This is a genomic window from Ramlibacter aurantiacus, assembly GCF_016722895.1.
Lineage (GTDB): Bacteria > Pseudomonadota > Gammaproteobacteria > Burkholderiales > Burkholderiaceae_C > Ramlibacter > Ramlibacter aurantiacus.
In genome coordinates, this window is the sequence record NZ_JAEQNA010000006.1 from 71,130 (window position 1) to 86,938 (window position 15,809).

Here is a 15,809-nt window from a genome sequence, read left to right on the forward strand (position 1 = left end):
GCACCGCTTCCTTCAACCCTCGCGCAAGGAGACTCCCGTGAAACGCAGACTCGCATTCGCTTCGCTCGCCGCCCTGGCCGTGTCCCTGTCGCTGCCTTCGGTCGCCGCGGCGCAGACCATCGGCGTGTCGCTCGCGTCGGACGTCAACCCGTTCTACATCGCCATGAAGCGCGGCATCGAGGAACGGGCCAAGGAACTGGGCATGAAGGTGGTGTTCGTCACCGCCAACGAAGTGATCTCGCAGCAGGTCAACGGCATCCAGGACCTGGTCGCGCGCAAGGTCGACGGCATCCTCGCGTCCCCCATCGACGCGGTGGCGGTCGGTGCGGCCTACAACGTGGCGGCCAAGGCCGGCATCCCGGTCATCTCGGTCGCGCGCCACACGGATTCACCCGGACAGTCGGCCTACGTGTCCATGGACGAGCAGCAGATCGGCCGCGACATCGCCGCATGGATCGCCAAGCACAGCGGCGGCAAGGGAAAGATCGCGATGGTCGCCGGCCCCTCGGGAGCCGCCACTTTCCGCAACCTGGCCGAGGGCTTCGAAGCCGGGGTCAAGTCCGCGCCGGGCCTGTCGATCGTCTACCGCAAGGAGGTCCCGCTGACCCGCGAGATGGGCCTGCAACAGGCCGAGGACATCTTGGTCGCGCATCCCGACGTGGTGGCCATCTACGGCGCCAATGACGAGATCGCGCTCGGCGCTTCGCAGGCCGTGGCGGCTGCCGGCAAGAAGGGCAAGGTCCTGATCACCGGCATGAACGGCACGCCGCCGGCCGTGCGGGCGGTCAAGAACGGTGCGGTCGATCTCACCGTGGACCTCAACCCGGTCGCCTGGGGCCGCCTCGGGGTGGACACGATGGCCAATTACCTCAAGGGCCAGAAGCCGACGGGAACGGTGGCGATCAAGCACGTGCTGGTCGACAAGACCAACGTCGACAAGCACCTGCCCCCCGCCAAATGAGCAGGCCCGCAGGCTCGCTCGAGCTGTACCACTTCCAGGATTCGGTCTGCTCGTTCAAGGTGCGCCTGTGCCTGGCCGAGAAGGGCCTGGCGTGGACGGAACACCACCTCGACCTGCTCAAGTTCGAGCACCTGCAGCCGGCCTACCTGGCCCTCAATCCGGCGGGTGTCGTGCCGACGCTGGTCCACGACGGCAGGCCCATCGTCGAGTCCAGCGTCATCAACGAATACCTCGACGAGGTCTTTCCGTCACCGTCGCTGCGGCCGGCCGATGCGGCGCAGCGCGCCGACATGCGGGTGTGGGTGAAGTTCGAAGACGACGTGCTGCATCCCGCGGTGCGGCCCGGAACCTTCAATCTCATGCTCAAGTCGGTGGTGCGGCAAATGAGCCCGCAAGCGCTGGCGGACATGGTCGCGGCGCATCCGAAGCCGGAGGTCGCGCAGGACTGGTTGCGCGTCGCGCAGGGGCCGGTCGACGAAGACGCCATGGCGGCCGCCCGCGCCAAGCTCGATGCGGCGCTTGCGAAGATGGAGCGCCGCCTGGCGCGCCATCCCTGGCTGGCCGGTGAGGACTACTCCCTGGCCGACATCGCGCTGGTGCCCATGCTCGATCGCATGGTGTTTCTCGGTTTGTCGGCCGTGTGGCAAGACAAGCCGGGCGTGAGCGCCTGGTTCGAGCGGGTGCAGGCCCGGCCGGCTTTCGGCGTGGCCGCGCCCCGGCCCGAGCAGCGCATGGTGAACGCCACCGCCTGCGTGGCTTGAGCATGCAGGTGCGTGAGCTGCGCATCCCCCCGGCGCCGCGACTGGCGCTGGATGTGTCGGGGGCGGGACCGCTGGTCCTGTTCGTGCATGGCATCGGCGGCAACCGCGGCAACTGGCGGGCCCAGTTGCCGGCCTTCGCCGACGCCTACACCGCAGCCGCGATGGACGTGCGCGGCTACGGCGACAGCGACGACTGGGACGGACCGCTCGTGTACGCCGATCTCGCCCACGACATCGCGCGCGTGATGGACCGGTTTCACGTTCAGCGGGCGCACCTGGTTGGCCTGTCGATGGGCGGGCGCATCGCGATGCAGTTCACCAAGCTGTACCCGCAGCGCCTGGGCAGCCTGACGCTGGTCGACACGCACCTGAGCTTTGCATCGCTGCCCGCGCCCGAGCGCGAACAATTCGTCCGCACTCGCCGGGAGCCGCTGCTGGCCGGCAAGACGGTCGCCGACATCGCGCCCGTGGTCGCGGCAGCCCTGGCAGGCCCGTTCGCCACGGCCGCCGTGCGTCGGCAACTGGAGGACAGCATCCGCGCCTTGCGGCGCGACAGCTATTTGAAGTTCCTCGAAGCCACGGTCGAGTCCGACACGATCGGCGACCTGGGATTCATCGACGTGCCCACCCATTTCGTGGTGGGCGAATGCGACACCCTGACCCCGCCCGAGCTGGCGCGGCGCATGGCCGCCCAGGTGCGGCGAGACGATGTCGAGGTCAGCGTCATTGCCCGGGCCGGCCACCTGTCGAACCTGGAGAACCCGGACGAATTCAACCGTGTCGTGCGCGGCTTCCTGGACCGGCAAGCGCGGCTTGAACGTGCGAACCTGAGCACTTGAAGCGGTTCGTCCGTCGGTTCACCTCTGGCCGGGTCCAGGCCGCGGCGCCAAACCCAGCACCGATCAGCCAACGCCCAGCCCCGTCGAAACGCCCACCAGCCGGGCAAGCCCGGCCGCGATCAGCACGACGCCCAGCAGCGCGGCGATCCGGTCACCGTGTGGCGCAAGCTTTTCGATGGCGACCGCCACAGCCAGTGCCGCGACCCAGGCCAGGTTCATCGCGCCGCCGACGAACAGCAGCGCCATCAGCGGCCAGCAGCACCCGGTGCAGAGCGCACCGTGGCGCAGGCCCATCTCGAACGCGCCGCGCGCGCCCGGCCGCCAGCTGCCGATGAGGAACGCCATCGGCGTGCGGCAGCGCGAGAGGCACATCTTCTTGAGCGGCGAGAACTGGTAAGCCCCGGCCAGCAGAAGCAGCGCCACGGTCAAGGGCCTGGACGTGCTGACGATCATCGGGTCGACCCAGTCCGCGGCCTGCAGCACCCACTGCAGCGCAGTTGCCGCGATGCTGAAACCCACCCACACGACCAGGTAGGCGGCCACGAACAAGTGCCCTCGTGCAGCTTTTCCTTCTCGCGCGCTCAAGCGCACGAACGTGAGGGTCATGGGCAGCGCCGAGGGCAGCATCATCGCCGCCATCATCACCGCCCACATGAGGAAGACCGCGACCACGTTCGCGATTCCCCACTGGGGCCAGCCGGGCATCGTGAGCTGCGCCAGCGGATGCCCCATGTTGAAAGCCAGCCAGGCGAGTGCCGCCCACCCGACGATGCTCAGGGCAGCGATGGCGGCCGCCACGGGCGCGCCGCTTCCGACGGAAGAGCCGTGGGTTGGTTCCATGCACGAGCACGATGCGCGGATCGGCCAGGGCTGTCAACGGTGGTTGAAGTTCTCCACCGGGCGCGTATCCTGGGGCGATCAACTTCTCATGGAGGTGTGCGATGACATGGCAGATCAGCGGCCAATACATGGAGACCTGCAACTGCAAATTGCTGTGTCCCTGCATCACCTCCAACCTCGCCGCCACCCCCACCGAGGGTGACTGCAAGGCGGCCCTGGGCATGCGCATCGACAAGGGCAACAAGGACGGCGTCTCGCTCGACGGCGTCCAGTTCATGGTCGTGCTGCAGTCCAAGGGCGCGATGGGTGCAGGCGACATGACCGTGGGCCTCATCGTCGACTCGGACGCGAGCGATGAGCAGGTCGAAGCCATCACCGCCATCGCGAGCGGCGCCGCCGGCGGGCCGATGGGAATGATGGCGCCCCTGGTCGGCAAGTTCGCCGGTGTCGAGCGGGCGAAGGTCGACGTGACGCAGGACGGCAGCACCTGGAAGGCGCACGCCGGTGACTTCGTCGACCAGTCGTGCGAGGCGCTGTTGAACATGGAAGGCGAGCCCATGGCCCTCGACAAGGTGTCGCATCCGGTGAACTCGCGCCTCGGCCTCGCGAAGGCGACCCAGTCCATGTTCGATGTCTTCGGCATCAAATGGAACGACAGCACCGGACAGCGCAACGGGCACTTCGCGCCGTTCTCCTGGGCCGGTTAGGGCCTGTTCAAGAACAGGCCCTGGCGCATCGCACGAGCGGCGCCGATGCCGGGCCCGCCGCGGAGATGGCGTGCCTCTAACGCGCCTTCACCAGTTCCCCCTTGCCGAGCCCGGTCCACACATCGACCATCGACGCGATCAGGTCGGCGACGATGCGGCTCGCCTGCGTCAGCTGTCCTTGCCGGGGCCGGGCCAGGGTCACGTAGCGCTTGAGATCCGGCGCGATCACCTTCGCCGCCTGCAGTCGGCCGAGCCGGATGTCGCTGCTCACCGAGAAAGGGCCCAGCAGGGCGTACAGGTGCTTGTGCTGCGCGATCAGCTCCCTCTGGAGGGTCAGCGAGTCGGCCTCGGCGGCGGCATGCAAGTGAAAGCCCTTGCTGCGCGCCGTTTCGTCCAGGATCGAGCGCCAATGCGCCGGGCGCCGGGGCAGCACGAGCGGAAGGCCCTCCAGTCGCCTGAAGTCCACCGTATCGGGCAGCGTGAGCGAGAGTCCGGGGCTCGACACCAGATAGGTGCTCGCCGTGGCCAGCAGCCTTTCGTCGGGCGTGGACGGCTTCTCGTAGCGGAACAGGATGGCCATGTCCACGGCGCCTGCGTCCAGCATCGCGTCGAGTTCACCCCCCTGGCCCTCGCGGATGTTGAGCAGGATGCGGGGGTAGTCGCGATGCAGCCGTGCGAATACCGCGGTCATCAGCGGGTGGGCCGCCGAGGGCAGGATGCCCACCCGCACTTCGCCCATGGGCACGCGTGAGGTTTCCCGGATGTCGGCGAACAGCTCGTCGCTTTCCTGCAGCCAGGGCCGCACGCGCTGGGCCACATGAAGGCCGAACTCGGTGAGCGTGACGCCCCGGCCGGTCCGCCGGAAAAGCGGGCTGCCGCAGGCCTTCTCGAGATCGCCGATCTGCCGGCTGATGTGCGACTGCACGGTCTGCCGCTGCGCCGCGACCCGGGTGAAGCTGCCGGCTTCGGCCACTTCGAGGAAGAGCTTGAGATCTTGGATGTGCATGCGAACGAGGCATGCCATTTCAGGCATGTCTGATAACTCTGTTTTGATTCTATTCCTGGATCAGGAGAGTGCCTACAGTCGCCGCCATCGACACACCGCGAGAGATCGAGACATGCGATTCGTCAGTTTTGAGCACCAGGGTCGTGCCAGCTATGGCGCCTGGAAAGACGACAGTTCCTGGTGGCAGGTGCCGGCGGCATTCCAGGACCGCCACCCCGACCTGAAATCCGTCATTGCCGCGGGCCAGCTCGACGAGATGGGGCAGGCCGCTCGCGAATCGGGCCAGCTGAGGCAGGCTGCTGACTGCCGCCTGCTTCCCGTCATCCCCAACCCGGGCAAGGTGTTCTGCGTGGGCCTGAACTACAAGACCCATGTGGCTGAAACCAGGCGGGCCGACAGCGACTACCCGGCCATCTTCACCCGCTTCGCCGACAGCCTCGGCGCCCACGGCGCTCCGCTGCCGCGGCCGGCGTCCACCACCCGCTTCGACTTCGAGGGCGAACTGGCCGTGATCATCGGTCGAGGCGGCCGGCGCATCGCGCAGTCCGATGCGTTCGACCACATCGCCGGATATGCCTGCTTCAACGACGCCACCGCGCGCGACTGGCAGCGTCACACCCACCAGTGGACGCCGGGCAAGAACTTCCCCGCCACCGGACCGCTGGGGCCCTTCATGGCCACGCCCGCGGACATTCCCGACGTGAACGCGCTGACCCTGCAGACGCGCCTGAACGGCGAAGTCATGCAGCAGGCGAGCCTGGCGGACCTCATCTTCACCTTGCCGGTGATCCTCGAGTACCTCTCGGGCTTCACCACCCTGTCGCCGGGTGACGTGATCGCGACCGGCACCCCCGGTGGCGTGGGCGACCGCCGCGAACCGCCGGTCTACATGAAGCCCGGCGACGTGATCGAAGTCGAGATCACCGGCCTGGGCACGCTGCGCAACGTGGTGGTCGACGAAGACTGAGAAAGAGAGACATCCCGACATGACTGCAAGCTCCAAATCCCTGCGCATCGCCGTCGACATCGGCGGCACCTTCACCGACATGGCCTGCTTCGACGAAGCCACCGGGGCCATCTCGTTCGGCAAGGCCTTGTCGACGCACGGCCATCTCCACGAGGGCATCCAGAACACGCTGGACGGTGCGGGCGTGGACCTCACCGGCGGCTACCTGTTCCTGCACGGCTCGACCATCGCCATCAACACCTTGCTCGAACGCAATGGCGCCAACACCGCGCTGCTGATCACCGAGGGCTTTCGCGACATCTACGAAATCGGCCGCGTCAACCGCCCTGACGCCTACAACCTGTTCTTCTCCAAGCACGTGCCGCTGGTGCCGCGCTCCCAGCGCCATGAAGTGAGCGAGCGCCTGCGCGCCGACGGATCGCTCCACAAGCCGCTGGACGAAGAGGCGGTGCGCGTGCTGGCCCGCAAGCTCCGGGACGAGCACATCGAGGCCGTTGCCGTGCTGCTGCTGCACTCGTACCGCAACCCGGACCACGAGCGCCGCGTGAAAGCCATCCTGCAGGAGGAAATCCCCGGAGCGTTCGTCACGGCCTCGCACGAGCTCTCGCAGGAATACCGCGAGTTCGAGCGCGTCTCCACCGCGGTGGCCAACGCCTATGTGGGCCCGCGCGTGTCGGCCTACCTGGGCGAGCTGGAGCAGCACCTGGAAGCCAAAGGGTTCCGGGGCGACTTCTACGCGGTGCAGTCCACCGGCGGCCTGTTTCCGCTGGAGCACGCCCGACGCGACTGCGTGCGCATGCTCGAATCCGGCCCGGCGGCCGGCGTCATCGGCGCGCAGGCCATCTGCGCGCAACTGGGCCTGCCCGACTCCATCGCCTTCGACATGGGCGGCACCACGGCCAAGGCCGGTGTCATCAGCGAGGGTCGTCCGCTGACCACCGGCAGCGCCCTGGTCGGCGGCTATGAGAAGGCCCTGCCGATCCAGATTCCCATGATGGACATCTTCGAGGTCGGCACCGGCGGCGGCTCCATCGCCCGGGTGGAGCTGGGCCATTCGCTGCGCGTGGGCCCGCGCTCGGCCGGCAGCATGCCCGGCCCCGTGTGCTATGGCCGTGGAGGCACCGAGCCCACCGTCACCGACGCCAACCTGATCCTCGGGCGGCTCGACGAGCACCACTTCCTGGGTGGCGAGATGCCGCTGTACCTGGAGCGCGCCCGCCAGGCCATGGAGGAGAAAGTGGCCACCCCCCTGGGGCTGGACGCCACCCGCGCCGCCGACGGCATCCTGCGCATCGCGGTCACGCAGATGTCGCACGCGGTGAAGGCCGTGACCACCGAGCGCGGCCTCGATGCCGGCAGCTTCACCATGGTGGTGTATGGCGGCGCCGGCCCCTTGCATGCGTCGGCGATCGCGCGCGAGATCGGCATTCGCAAGGTGCTCATTCCGCACGCTCCGGGTTACTTCTCGGCCTACGGCATGCTGTTCTCCGACCTTCGCTACGACTACGTGCGCTCGGTCTTCCGCCGGCTCGACGGCCTGTCCTTCGACGAGATCGAAGCCATCTACCAGGGCATGGAGGACGAGGGCAGGGCGGCCATCGCCGCCTCGCAGATCCGCCCGGAGGAGGTCGTGTTCGAGCGTGCCGCCGACATGCGCTACGTCGGCCAGGAGCACGCCGTCACGGTGGACCTGCCCTCCGCCTACTTCGTTCAGCGGGACCGCGCCGGCATCAAGACCCATTTCGACGATGTGCACAAGGTGCGGTACGGCACCTCGGCCCCGAAGGAGCCGGCGGACATCGTGAGCCTGCGGGTCACGGTGCTCGGCCGCATGGCCAAGCCGCCGCGCAACGAAGTCGCGTCCGGCAAGGAAGCACCCGACGCGCCCGCCCTGCGCGGGCACAAGCCGGTGTACTTCCGCAGCGCGGGCGACTACACCTCCACGCCCGTTTTCAGGCGGGAGCTGCTCAAGCGCGGCAATGTGATCCAGGGCCCGGCGCTGGTCGAGGAGCATGCCTCGACCACCGTGGTCCAGCCTGGCGACACCGTCGTCGTCGATCAGTTCGGCAACCTGCAGATTTCCATCGGGAGCGACCGCTCGTGAACCCCCTCCACACACCCCAGACCGCCGCGCCGACGGTGGACCCCGTCATCGTCGAGATCATCCGCAACGGCTTGTTCGCGGTGACCGAGGAGATGAAGACCAACCTGATGCGAACGGCCTACAACCTCATCATCTACGAGGCGCTCGACTTCACCGTCGGCCTGTTCACCAAGGAAGGCGACACGGTCTCCATCGGGCTCGGGTTGCCGATGTTCATCCGGGGCATGTCCGAGACCGTGAAGGCCAAGATCAGGCACTTCGGCTACGAGAACATCCAGCCCGGCGACATCCTGGTCACCAACGATGCCTACACCACCGGCAGCCACCTGAACCACTTCACCTTCACCATGCCGGTGTTCCATGAGGGCGAGCTGATCGGGTTCACCTGCTGCATGGCGCACTGGCTGGACGTGGGCGGCAGCCTGGGCCAGATCACCACGGACATCTTCTCCGAAGGCATCCAGATCCCGATCGTCAAGTACCAGAGCGCCGGCCGCGTCAACCAGGACCTGGTCGACATCATCGCCATGAACGTGCGCCTGCCCGAGCGGGCCCTGGGTGACCTGCGCGCGCAGATCACCGCCGTGACCACGGGCGAGCGCCGCTTCCTGGAGCTGGTCCAGCGCTATGGCAACGACTCGGTACAGGCCGCCATCGGCGAGATCATGAACGCCTCCGAGGCGCTGGCGCGCCAGAACACCCTGTCCATCCCCGACGGGGTATACGAGGCCGAATCCTTCATGGACGACGACGGCCTGGAGATCGGCAAGCGCGTCCCGATCCGGGTGAAGGTCACCGTCAAGGGCGACGAGATGGAGATCGACCTGTCCGACGTGAGCCGGCAGGTGAAGGGCTTCTACAACTCGGGCTTCACCACCGGCATCGCCTGTGCCCAGGTGGCCTACAAGTGCCTGACCACGCCCACCGACTACCCGGTCAACGACGGCAGCTTCCGTCCGCTGAAGGTCATCATGCCCATGGGCACGGTGATCAGCGCCGAGCGCCCGTATCCGATGCGCGTGTGGATGACGTTCCCCATGACGGTGATCGACACCATCTTCAAGGCGCTGGCGCCGGCCATCCCCGACCGCTCCATCGCGGGCCACCATGCGGACCTGGTCTTTCCCAACATCCACGGCATCTCGCCCGAGGACGGACGCCTGTTCATCGTCGGCATCGGACCGCTGGGCGGCGGCTGGGGCGCCAAGAGCAGGGAGGACGGCGTGTCCGTCACGGTCTGCATCAACGACGGCGACACGCACAACAGCCCCACGGAGCAACTGGAAGCCAAGTACCCGGTGCTGGTCGAGAGCTATCGCATCCGCGAGGACAGCGGCGGCGCCGGCGAGTTCCGCGGCGGCCTCGGCGCCGAGATGGTGGTTCAGGCCCTCTCACCGTTTTCGGTGACCACCCGCATCGACCGCATGCACTGCAAGCCCTGGGGCCTGGAGGGCGGGGGCGAGGCCGCGGGCAACGGCATCGCCATCCGCCACAAGGGCGAGTGGAACGAGGACCTGCCGAACGCCAAGATCTTCAACGTGCGCCTGGAGCGCGGGGACGCCTACAAGATGCTCTCCGGCGGCGGCGGCGGGTTCGGCCATCCGTTCAGGCGCGACGCCGCGAAAGTGGCCGAGGACGTGCGCGAAGGCTACGTCAGCCGCGAGGCGGCCGAGAAGTTGTACGGCGTGGTGCTGGACCAGCAGTTGCGGGTGAAGCCATCCGAAACCGCCGCCCTGCGGGCCGGCGCCTGAGGCCGGCGTGGCAGCGGCCCATCAGGCGCAGGCCGGCCGCCTGGCCGAGCTCTGGCACCGGCTGGCGGGGCAGCACGTCGCGCTGGGATGTTCCTGCACCATGAGCGGCATCAGCGTGACGCTGGAGGACTTCGAGCGGGACATCGCCGACTTCCTCCTGGCCGAGAGCCAGCGGCTCGGCCAGCAGCGCGTCGCCGCGTTCCTGGAAAGCCCGGGCCCGCTGTCCGGGCAACCCCAGGCGGTTCGTGCCACCCTGGCCCGGCTGCAGGCCGGGGAGGCGGATGACGAGGTGTCCGACTGGCTGCTCACGCGCTTGACCCGCACCATCGAGTCCTACGCGGCCCTGCACGGCCCGGCCCCCGAGGCGCCTCTGCTCGGCGGATCGTCGGCATGGCGCAAGGGCTATCGAAGCTGATTTTTTCCATCAACACAAGGAGACGAAAGCGATGACATTCCTCACGAGACGGGCGCTGGGCCTGGCCCTGCTGGCCTTCGGTGGTTCGGCACTGGCCCAAGCCAGATTTCCCGATGGTCCCTTGAGGATCATCGTTCCCTTCGCCCCGGGCGGCGGCGTGGACAGCGCGGCGCGCCTGATCGGCAAGCAATTGAGCAGCAACCTGAACGTGCCCGTGGTGGTGGAGAACCGGCCTGGGGCCAATGGGTCCGTGGGCGGGAAGGTCGTGCAGAGCGCGCCGCCGGATGGCCAGACCCTGTTGTTCTCGGCCTCCACCCAGGCGCTGACCAAGCAGGTGATGGCCAACCCGCCCTACGACCCGCTCACCGACTTCGCCCCGGTCGCCCGAGTCGGCGCTGCACCGCTGATGATGGTGATCTCGCCCGCCTTGCCCCAGAGCAAGCTGAGCGAAGTGATCAGTGCCGCGAAGCAGAACCCGGACCAGTGGACCGCGGCCCTGCCGGCATTGGGCGCCGCCAGCCACCTCGGCACGCTGATGTTCGCCAAGGAGGGCGGCCTCAACAAGCTCACCACCGTCGTCTACAAGGGAACCGCGCCAGCGCTCACCGATGTGGCCGGAGGCCACGTGCAGATCCAGATCGATGCCATCGTGGCGATCCAGGGCATGGCCAAGGCGGGCAAGGTCAAACCCATCATGGTCACTTCGGCCAAGCGCAGCCCGGTCATGCCCAACGTCCCCACGGCCATCGAAAGCGGCTACCCGCGTTTCGTGACCGAGTCCTGGTATGGCATGTGGGCTCCCAAGGCGACACCTGCGGAGCGCGTGCAGGTCTTGAACAAGGCAATCAACGAGGCCGTGGGCCAACTCGCCAGGGCCGGCGCCTTCGAGCCGCTGGGTATCGACCCGGTGACCGAAAGCGTGGACGAATTCCGCAAGTACATGACGGGGTACGTCGCGGAAAGCGCGGATCTTCTGAAGAGCGCGGGCTTCAAGCCGGAGTAGGGCGGATGGGGCCCTCGCGCCCCCTCAGGACCGCGCGAAACGCGTGGTCAGTTCGACGAACTCGGCCTGCCGCTCGATCTGCACCCAGTGGCCGCACTTGCTGAACAGGTGAAGGTCGGCGTTGGGGCATTGCAGTCCGATGCGGATGCCGCACTCGGGCGGCACCCGCTCGTCGTCGCGCCCGTGCAGGGCCAGGATCGGCGTCTGGATCGTGCGCAGGTCTTCTTCCGCAATGCCCTTGACCGTGCGCGTCTCGCCCGCCGCGCCCGGCTCGGGGAACAGCTTGCGGTAGGCCTCCATGCCGCCGGCCATCAGCGTGACCTCGTGCCGCAGCCGGACCATCTCGTCGGTGACCACGGCGGGATCGTGCGGGAAGCTGCGCAGCAACTCCGCCATGTGGGCCAGGGACGGCTCGTAGTACCAGGAGCGGGCCGAGGCGGCGCGCTGCTGGAACTCACCGGCCGGGGTGCCCATCAGGACCATGCGGCTGACGCGGTGCGCGTTGCGCAGGGACAGCGCCAGGCCGAGCGCACCGCCGAAGGAATTGCCCACCAGCACCGGCCGTTCGATGCCCAGTGCATCCAGAAAGCCGATCAGGTGCTGCACCCACAGCTTGATGCTGTAGCGGGTTCCCTCGGGCCGCTCGGTGAAGCCGAAGCCGATGATGTCGGGCACCAGCACCCGGAAGCTTCTCGCGAGCGCCGGCATCACGCCATGCCAGTTCTCCCAGCCGGTGACACCCGCGCCCGAGCCATGCAGCAGGACCAGCGGCGGGCCTTCGCCGACGTCGTGGTAGTTGGTCCGCACCCCCGCGGCGACGATCGATCGGCCGATGGCGGGGTGGACGGCGGCGCCTGCGCCCGGGCTGGTGGACATGGTGTGGCTCCCTGGGTTCGGATCAGATCGATCGGGCGCCGACGCCGCCATCGCTCATGAAGATCTCGCCGGTGACGGCGGGGGCGTTCTCGGCGCTGGCGAGCAGCACGTACAGGCCCGTGTGGTGTTCGGGGCTTTGCGCGAAACCCAGCGGCACGGCGGCGCCCACGCGCTCGTGGAACTGTGCCGCGTCGCCCACGATCCGCCGCTGCGCGTGGCCCAGCGATTCGGTGCCGGCCAGGCCGGTGAGGGTGCCGCCCGGGCCGACGCCGTTGACGCGCACCCGGGGTGCCAGCTCCAGCGCCAGTTGCCGGACCATGCCCACGACCGCATGCTTGCCCATGGTGTAGAGGATGCCGCCGCCGCCGGCGTGGTAGCTCGCGACCGAGGCGGTGAAGATGATGCTGCCGCCCGCGGCGGCCAGCGCTTCGCGCGCGGCCATCGCGGCGTAGAGGTAGCCGCGCAGGTTGATCGCGAAGAGTTCGTCCATCGTGGCGGCCAGGCTGGCGGCGTCGTAGCCGCGCAGGGGCCTGCGGAAATCGAACACGCCGGCATTGGCCACCAGCACGTCCAGGCGGCCGAAGCGCTCCAGGGCCTGCTCGGTGGCGCGTGCGTGCGTGTCGTGGTCGCGCACATCCCCGACCACCGCCACCAGGCGCCCGGCATCGCTGCGCTGCAGGGCTTGCAGCCTGGCGGCATCGCGGTCGACCGCGACCACCCCGGCGGCGCCCTCGGCCAGGTAGCGGCGCGCCACGGCGGCGCCGATGCCGTCGGCCGCCCCGGTGACGATGGCCACGCGGTCTTTCAGCCAGCCGGTCACGTGCGCGCCTTCACAGGAACACGTTGAGGTTCTTGGCGAGCAGGACCGTCTGCGTGATGACGATCTCGCGTGCCGCCAGTCGCAGCGTGCCGTCCTCCACGCGGCGCAGCCGGTCCTTGCGCCGGCCGGACAGCATGTATTCCTCCGCCTCGCCGCGCCCGCGCGTGTTGATGAAGGTCGAATGCACGATGAACTCGTTGGGCGCGCCGGCGGGTTCGACCTCGACGTTGGAGATGGCATGGCAGGCGCGGGTGGGCGGGTCCTCGGCCCAGGCCGTGGGGGTCAGGAAACGCGTGACGCGCCGGCGCATGTTGAGCAGGTCGTCGTCGAAGAAGGCCATGCGCCGGGGATCCAGCCGCGGCGCCGGGTCGCGCCGATGCCGCGCCTGGATGCCCGGCATCCAGTAGTGGATGTCCTCGGTCATCAGGCCGAGCCATTCCTCGTAGCGCTCCTCGTCCAGCAGCCGCGCCTCGCGGTAGAGGAACTGCTGCACCTCGAACACGAGTTCCATCGACGCCCCTGGCGAGGCGACGGGCGGCTTGGGCCGGGCCAGTGCCGCCGGTTCCGCGGGTGTGGGGGTGGCCATGGTCAATCGATCTCCTGGCACATCAGGTCCAGCCACCTGCGGAAGAAGGCGCGCTGGTTGGTGTCGTTGTACTTGCGCAGGTGTACCGCGCCCTTGAGTTCCTCGTGCGCGATGGCGCTGTCCATGCCCAGCCCGTAATGCAGCTTCTGCGCCCGCGTGACCACTCCCTGGTTGGTCTGCGTCGCGTTCTCCCAGTTGTCGCCGTCGTCCATCTCCAGCGTGCCGGACGGCGAGAAGGTTCGCATCACACCCTTCATGTACTTGTCCTTGATCGACTGCGGCGCCGACTTGTTCACCAGGACCCAGGTGTGCAATTCGATGGCCGACGGCCCCTTGGGGTGCCATGTGCGGAAGGTGTTCTGCCCCGGCAGGAACGAGGTGTGCGGGAACAGGTTGGCCGAGCTGATGGCGCCCACCATGCGCGAGCGCAGCTTGCCCAGGCGCTCGGCCACCCGGGCCTCGCGTTCGCGCAGGTACTGCACGATCTCCGGCTCGCCCAGCACCATCGCGTTGCCCACCATGTCCAGGCCGAACTGCCAGCCGTGGCCGTTGACGTTGACCTGGTAGCTGCGCTCCTGGTTGGACTTGCCGACCCCGGTGCCCAGCATCGCCATGGCGCCGGAGTTGTGCGTCCAGGCGGCATGGTAGGAGTCGCCCGCGAAGTTCTCGGCGGGGAATTTCCAGTTGCACTGCATGCGCGACTTGATGTTGCCCGGCAGGAACTCGGTGCCACCCTCGTCGTTGTCCAGCAGCACGTCCAGGTACCAGCGGTAGTCGCCCAGGAACTGCTCCAGGCCCGGCGCCTCGTCGTTGAAGGTGGCGAACACCAGGCCCTTGTAGCTCTCCACCCGCGCGCGGTGGATGCCCAGTGCCGCCTTGTCGAAGTCGGGGCAGGTGGCCTTGTAGATGTCCTCGTGCGGCAGCCCGACCAGCGCCCCTTGGGTGTCGAAGGTCCAGCCGTGGTAGTTGCAGGTGAAGCGGCGCCGGTTGCCGACCTCGGCCAGGCTGATCTTGTTTCCGCGATGGGTGCACGAGTTGAGGAAGACGCTGATGCGTCCGTCCTGGCCACGCGCGACGATGACCCCGTCCTCGCCCATGTAGGTGGTGAGGAAGTCGTCGGGCTTCGCGACCTGGCTTTCGTGCGCAACGAAGAGCCAGGTGCGCGCGAAGATGCGTTCGAGCTCCATGCGGTAGATGGTCTCGTCCCAGTACACGCGCCGATCGATGCGGCCCTTGTCGAGGTCGACCAGGCGCCGCAGGGCGGCGGGATCGGGCCGGGGAGCGCCGGGCCAGCGCGCCTCGCGCGATGCGGCCTGGGTCGATGCGGCCGTGTTCATGCCGCCTCCCGCACTTCGGCGAAGCCCAGGCCCGTCACCCACTCGGGACCGTTCTCGTACGCGATCAGCTCGCCCGGCCGGCCCGGCAGGGCGCCCATCATGCAAAGGAAGTTGCGGATCTCGAAAGCGCCATTGCCGCCCTGCTCGAACACCTCGGCGTCACTCAGTTTCATGATCGGCTCGGGGTCACCGCGCTCCACGCAGTCGAGCACGAAGCGGTCGAATTTCTCGTTGACGCGGCCCATCTCGGGCAGGCCGACCCAGTGGCTGATGCCGCCCGATCCGATCACCACGACCCGCTCATCGCCAGGCCAGGCTTCGACCGCCGCGCGGATCGCGCCGCCCAGCGCGTGGGCGCGCCGCATGGGCAGCAGGGGCTCGACCCCGCTGGCCAGGTACACCGGCACCACGCCGGTGACCGAGGCATTGGGCAGCGCGCAAAGGCGCGCCGGAACGCCGATCGAATGGTCCACCCGCAGGCTCTTGGCCACCGCCCAGTCGAAGCCATGCTCGCGCCCGTGCTGCGCGATGTGACGCGCCAGCCCGCGGTGGTCAAGGATCGCGCCCTGGTCGATCCCCGGAAAGCGTTCATAGGGGCCGCTGATATCGCCCGTGCCGATCAGATAGGCCGGCAGGCAACCAGGGCCGAACAGCACGTAGTGGTCGGCGCCGATGATGATGGCCGTGGTGGCCCGCAGCTCGCCGATGCGCCGGGCGATGTGCTCGTAGGCCGCGCGCACGCGGCGCTGGCCCTCGCTCCAGCGCTCGGGGGGTGCATGGAAGATGCCCGGTTCGTGGGGCAGGATGAAGCCGCCTGCGATGCGTGCCATGTGTGG

16 protein-coding genes are annotated in these 15,809 nt (G+C 68.3%); 9 read left to right on the forward strand and 7 right to left on the reverse strand.

The annotated features are described in order from the left end of the window. Positions 1-37 precede the first annotated feature (37 nt). The 3 genes from JI739_RS15985 to JI739_RS15995 are packed head-to-tail and all read left to right on the forward strand — an operon-like array spanning position 38 to position 2,561. Positions 38-961 carry a substrate-binding domain-containing protein gene (locus JI739_RS15985; RefSeq protein ID WP_201684932.1) on the forward strand — a complete coding sequence of 308 codons (924 nt, stop codon included), beginning with the start codon at positions 38-40 and terminating at the stop codon, positions 959-961. Beyond that, positions 958-1,722, forward strand: a complete 765-nt coding sequence (locus JI739_RS15990; protein WP_201684933.1) for a glutathione S-transferase family protein — start codon at positions 958-960, stop codon at positions 1,720-1,722. Before JI739_RS15985 ends, JI739_RS15990 begins: the two co-directional genes overlap by 4 nt. Before the next feature lie 2 nt (positions 1,723-1,724). Continuing rightward, positions 1,725-2,561, forward strand: coding sequence for an alpha/beta fold hydrolase (locus JI739_RS15995; RefSeq protein WP_236589771.1), 837 nt, complete (start codon positions 1,725-1,727; stop codon positions 2,559-2,561). A gap of 63 nt (positions 2,562-2,624) precedes the next feature. Here JI739_RS15995 and JI739_RS16000 read toward each other — a convergent pair whose 3' ends face one another. Beyond that, positions 2,625-3,401: a DUF2182 domain-containing protein gene (locus JI739_RS16000; protein WP_201684935.1), complete on the reverse strand. Its 777-nt coding sequence runs from the start codon at positions 3,399-3,401 to the stop codon at positions 2,625-2,627. A gap of 101 nt (positions 3,402-3,502) precedes the next feature. On the opposite strand from JI739_RS16000, the gene JI739_RS16005 reads away from it, so the two are divergent. Beyond that, the gene (locus JI739_RS16005; protein WP_201684936.1) at positions 3,503-4,108 is read left to right on the forward strand and encodes a DUF1326 domain-containing protein; all 606 of its coding nucleotides are present in this window, start codon (positions 3,503-3,505) and stop codon (positions 4,106-4,108) included. Positions 4,109-4,184: 76 nt separating this feature from the next. On the opposite strand, the gene JI739_RS16010 is transcribed toward JI739_RS16005, so the two are convergent. After that, positions 4,185-5,132: a LysR family transcriptional regulator gene (locus tag JI739_RS16010; RefSeq protein WP_236589773.1), complete on the reverse strand. Its 948-nt coding sequence runs from the start codon at positions 5,130-5,132 to the stop codon at positions 4,185-4,187. Between the two features lie 94 nt (positions 5,133-5,226). Between JI739_RS16010 and JI739_RS16015 the strand changes: the two genes are divergently transcribed. From JI739_RS16015 to JI739_RS16035, 5 genes are read left to right on the forward strand one after another with little or no spacing between them, the layout of a single operon-like run. Further along, the gene (locus JI739_RS16015) at positions 5,227-6,081 is read left to right on the forward strand and encodes a fumarylacetoacetate hydrolase family protein (RefSeq protein ID WP_201684937.1); all 855 of its coding nucleotides are present in this window, start codon (positions 5,227-5,229) and stop codon (positions 6,079-6,081) included. Between the two features lie 19 nt (positions 6,082-6,100). Further along, a complete protein-coding gene (locus tag JI739_RS16020; protein ID WP_201684938.1) occupies positions 6,101-8,185 on the forward strand; it encodes a hydantoinase/oxoprolinase family protein in 2,085 nt (694 codons plus the stop codon). Next, complete coding sequence (locus JI739_RS16025) at positions 8,182-9,936, forward strand: hydantoinase B/oxoprolinase family protein (RefSeq protein ID WP_201684939.1); 1,755 nt, start codon at positions 8,182-8,184, stop codon at positions 9,934-9,936. Before JI739_RS16020 ends, JI739_RS16025 begins: the two co-directional genes overlap by 4 nt. Positions 9,937-9,943: 7 nt before the next feature. Beyond that, the gene (locus JI739_RS16030; protein WP_201684940.1) at positions 9,944-10,351 is read left to right on the forward strand and encodes a hypothetical protein; all 408 of its coding nucleotides are present in this window, start codon (positions 9,944-9,946) and stop codon (positions 10,349-10,351) included. 31 nt (positions 10,352-10,382) lie between these two features. Beyond that, entirely contained in the window at positions 10,383-11,354 is a 972-nt protein-coding gene (locus JI739_RS16035; RefSeq protein WP_201684941.1) for a Bug family tripartite tricarboxylate transporter substrate binding protein, read from the forward strand. 24 nt (positions 11,355-11,378) lie between these two features. On the opposite strand, the gene JI739_RS16040 is transcribed toward JI739_RS16035, so the two are convergent. Genes JI739_RS16040 through JI739_RS16060 form a run of 5 tightly spaced genes read right to left on the reverse strand, consistent with a single transcriptional unit; the run spans position 11,379 to position 15,803 of the window. Continuing rightward, positions 11,379-12,230 (reverse strand): alpha/beta fold hydrolase, encoded by an 852-nt coding sequence (locus JI739_RS16040; RefSeq protein WP_201684942.1) that lies wholly within the window; start codon positions 12,228-12,230, stop codon positions 11,379-11,381. Between the two features lie 22 nt (positions 12,231-12,252). Beyond that, a complete protein-coding gene (locus JI739_RS16045; RefSeq protein ID WP_201684943.1) occupies positions 12,253-13,050 on the reverse strand; it encodes an SDR family NAD(P)-dependent oxidoreductase in 798 nt (265 codons plus the stop codon). Between the two features lie 10 nt (positions 13,051-13,060). Next, entirely contained in the window at positions 13,061-13,636 is a 576-nt protein-coding gene (locus tag JI739_RS16050; protein ID WP_201684944.1) for a 3-phenylpropionate/cinnamic acid dioxygenase subunit beta, read from the reverse strand. A gap of 2 nt (positions 13,637-13,638) precedes the next feature. After that, positions 13,639-14,973, reverse strand: a complete 1,335-nt coding sequence (locus JI739_RS16055) for an aromatic ring-hydroxylating oxygenase subunit alpha (protein WP_201684945.1) — start codon at positions 14,971-14,973, stop codon at positions 13,639-13,641. Then, positions 14,970-15,803 carry a DODA-type extradiol aromatic ring-opening family dioxygenase gene (locus tag JI739_RS16060; protein WP_201684946.1) on the reverse strand — a complete coding sequence of 278 codons (834 nt, stop codon included), beginning with the start codon at positions 15,801-15,803 and terminating at the stop codon, positions 14,970-14,972. Before JI739_RS16060 ends, JI739_RS16055 begins: the two co-directional genes overlap by 4 nt. Positions 15,804-15,809 lie beyond the last annotated feature (6 nt).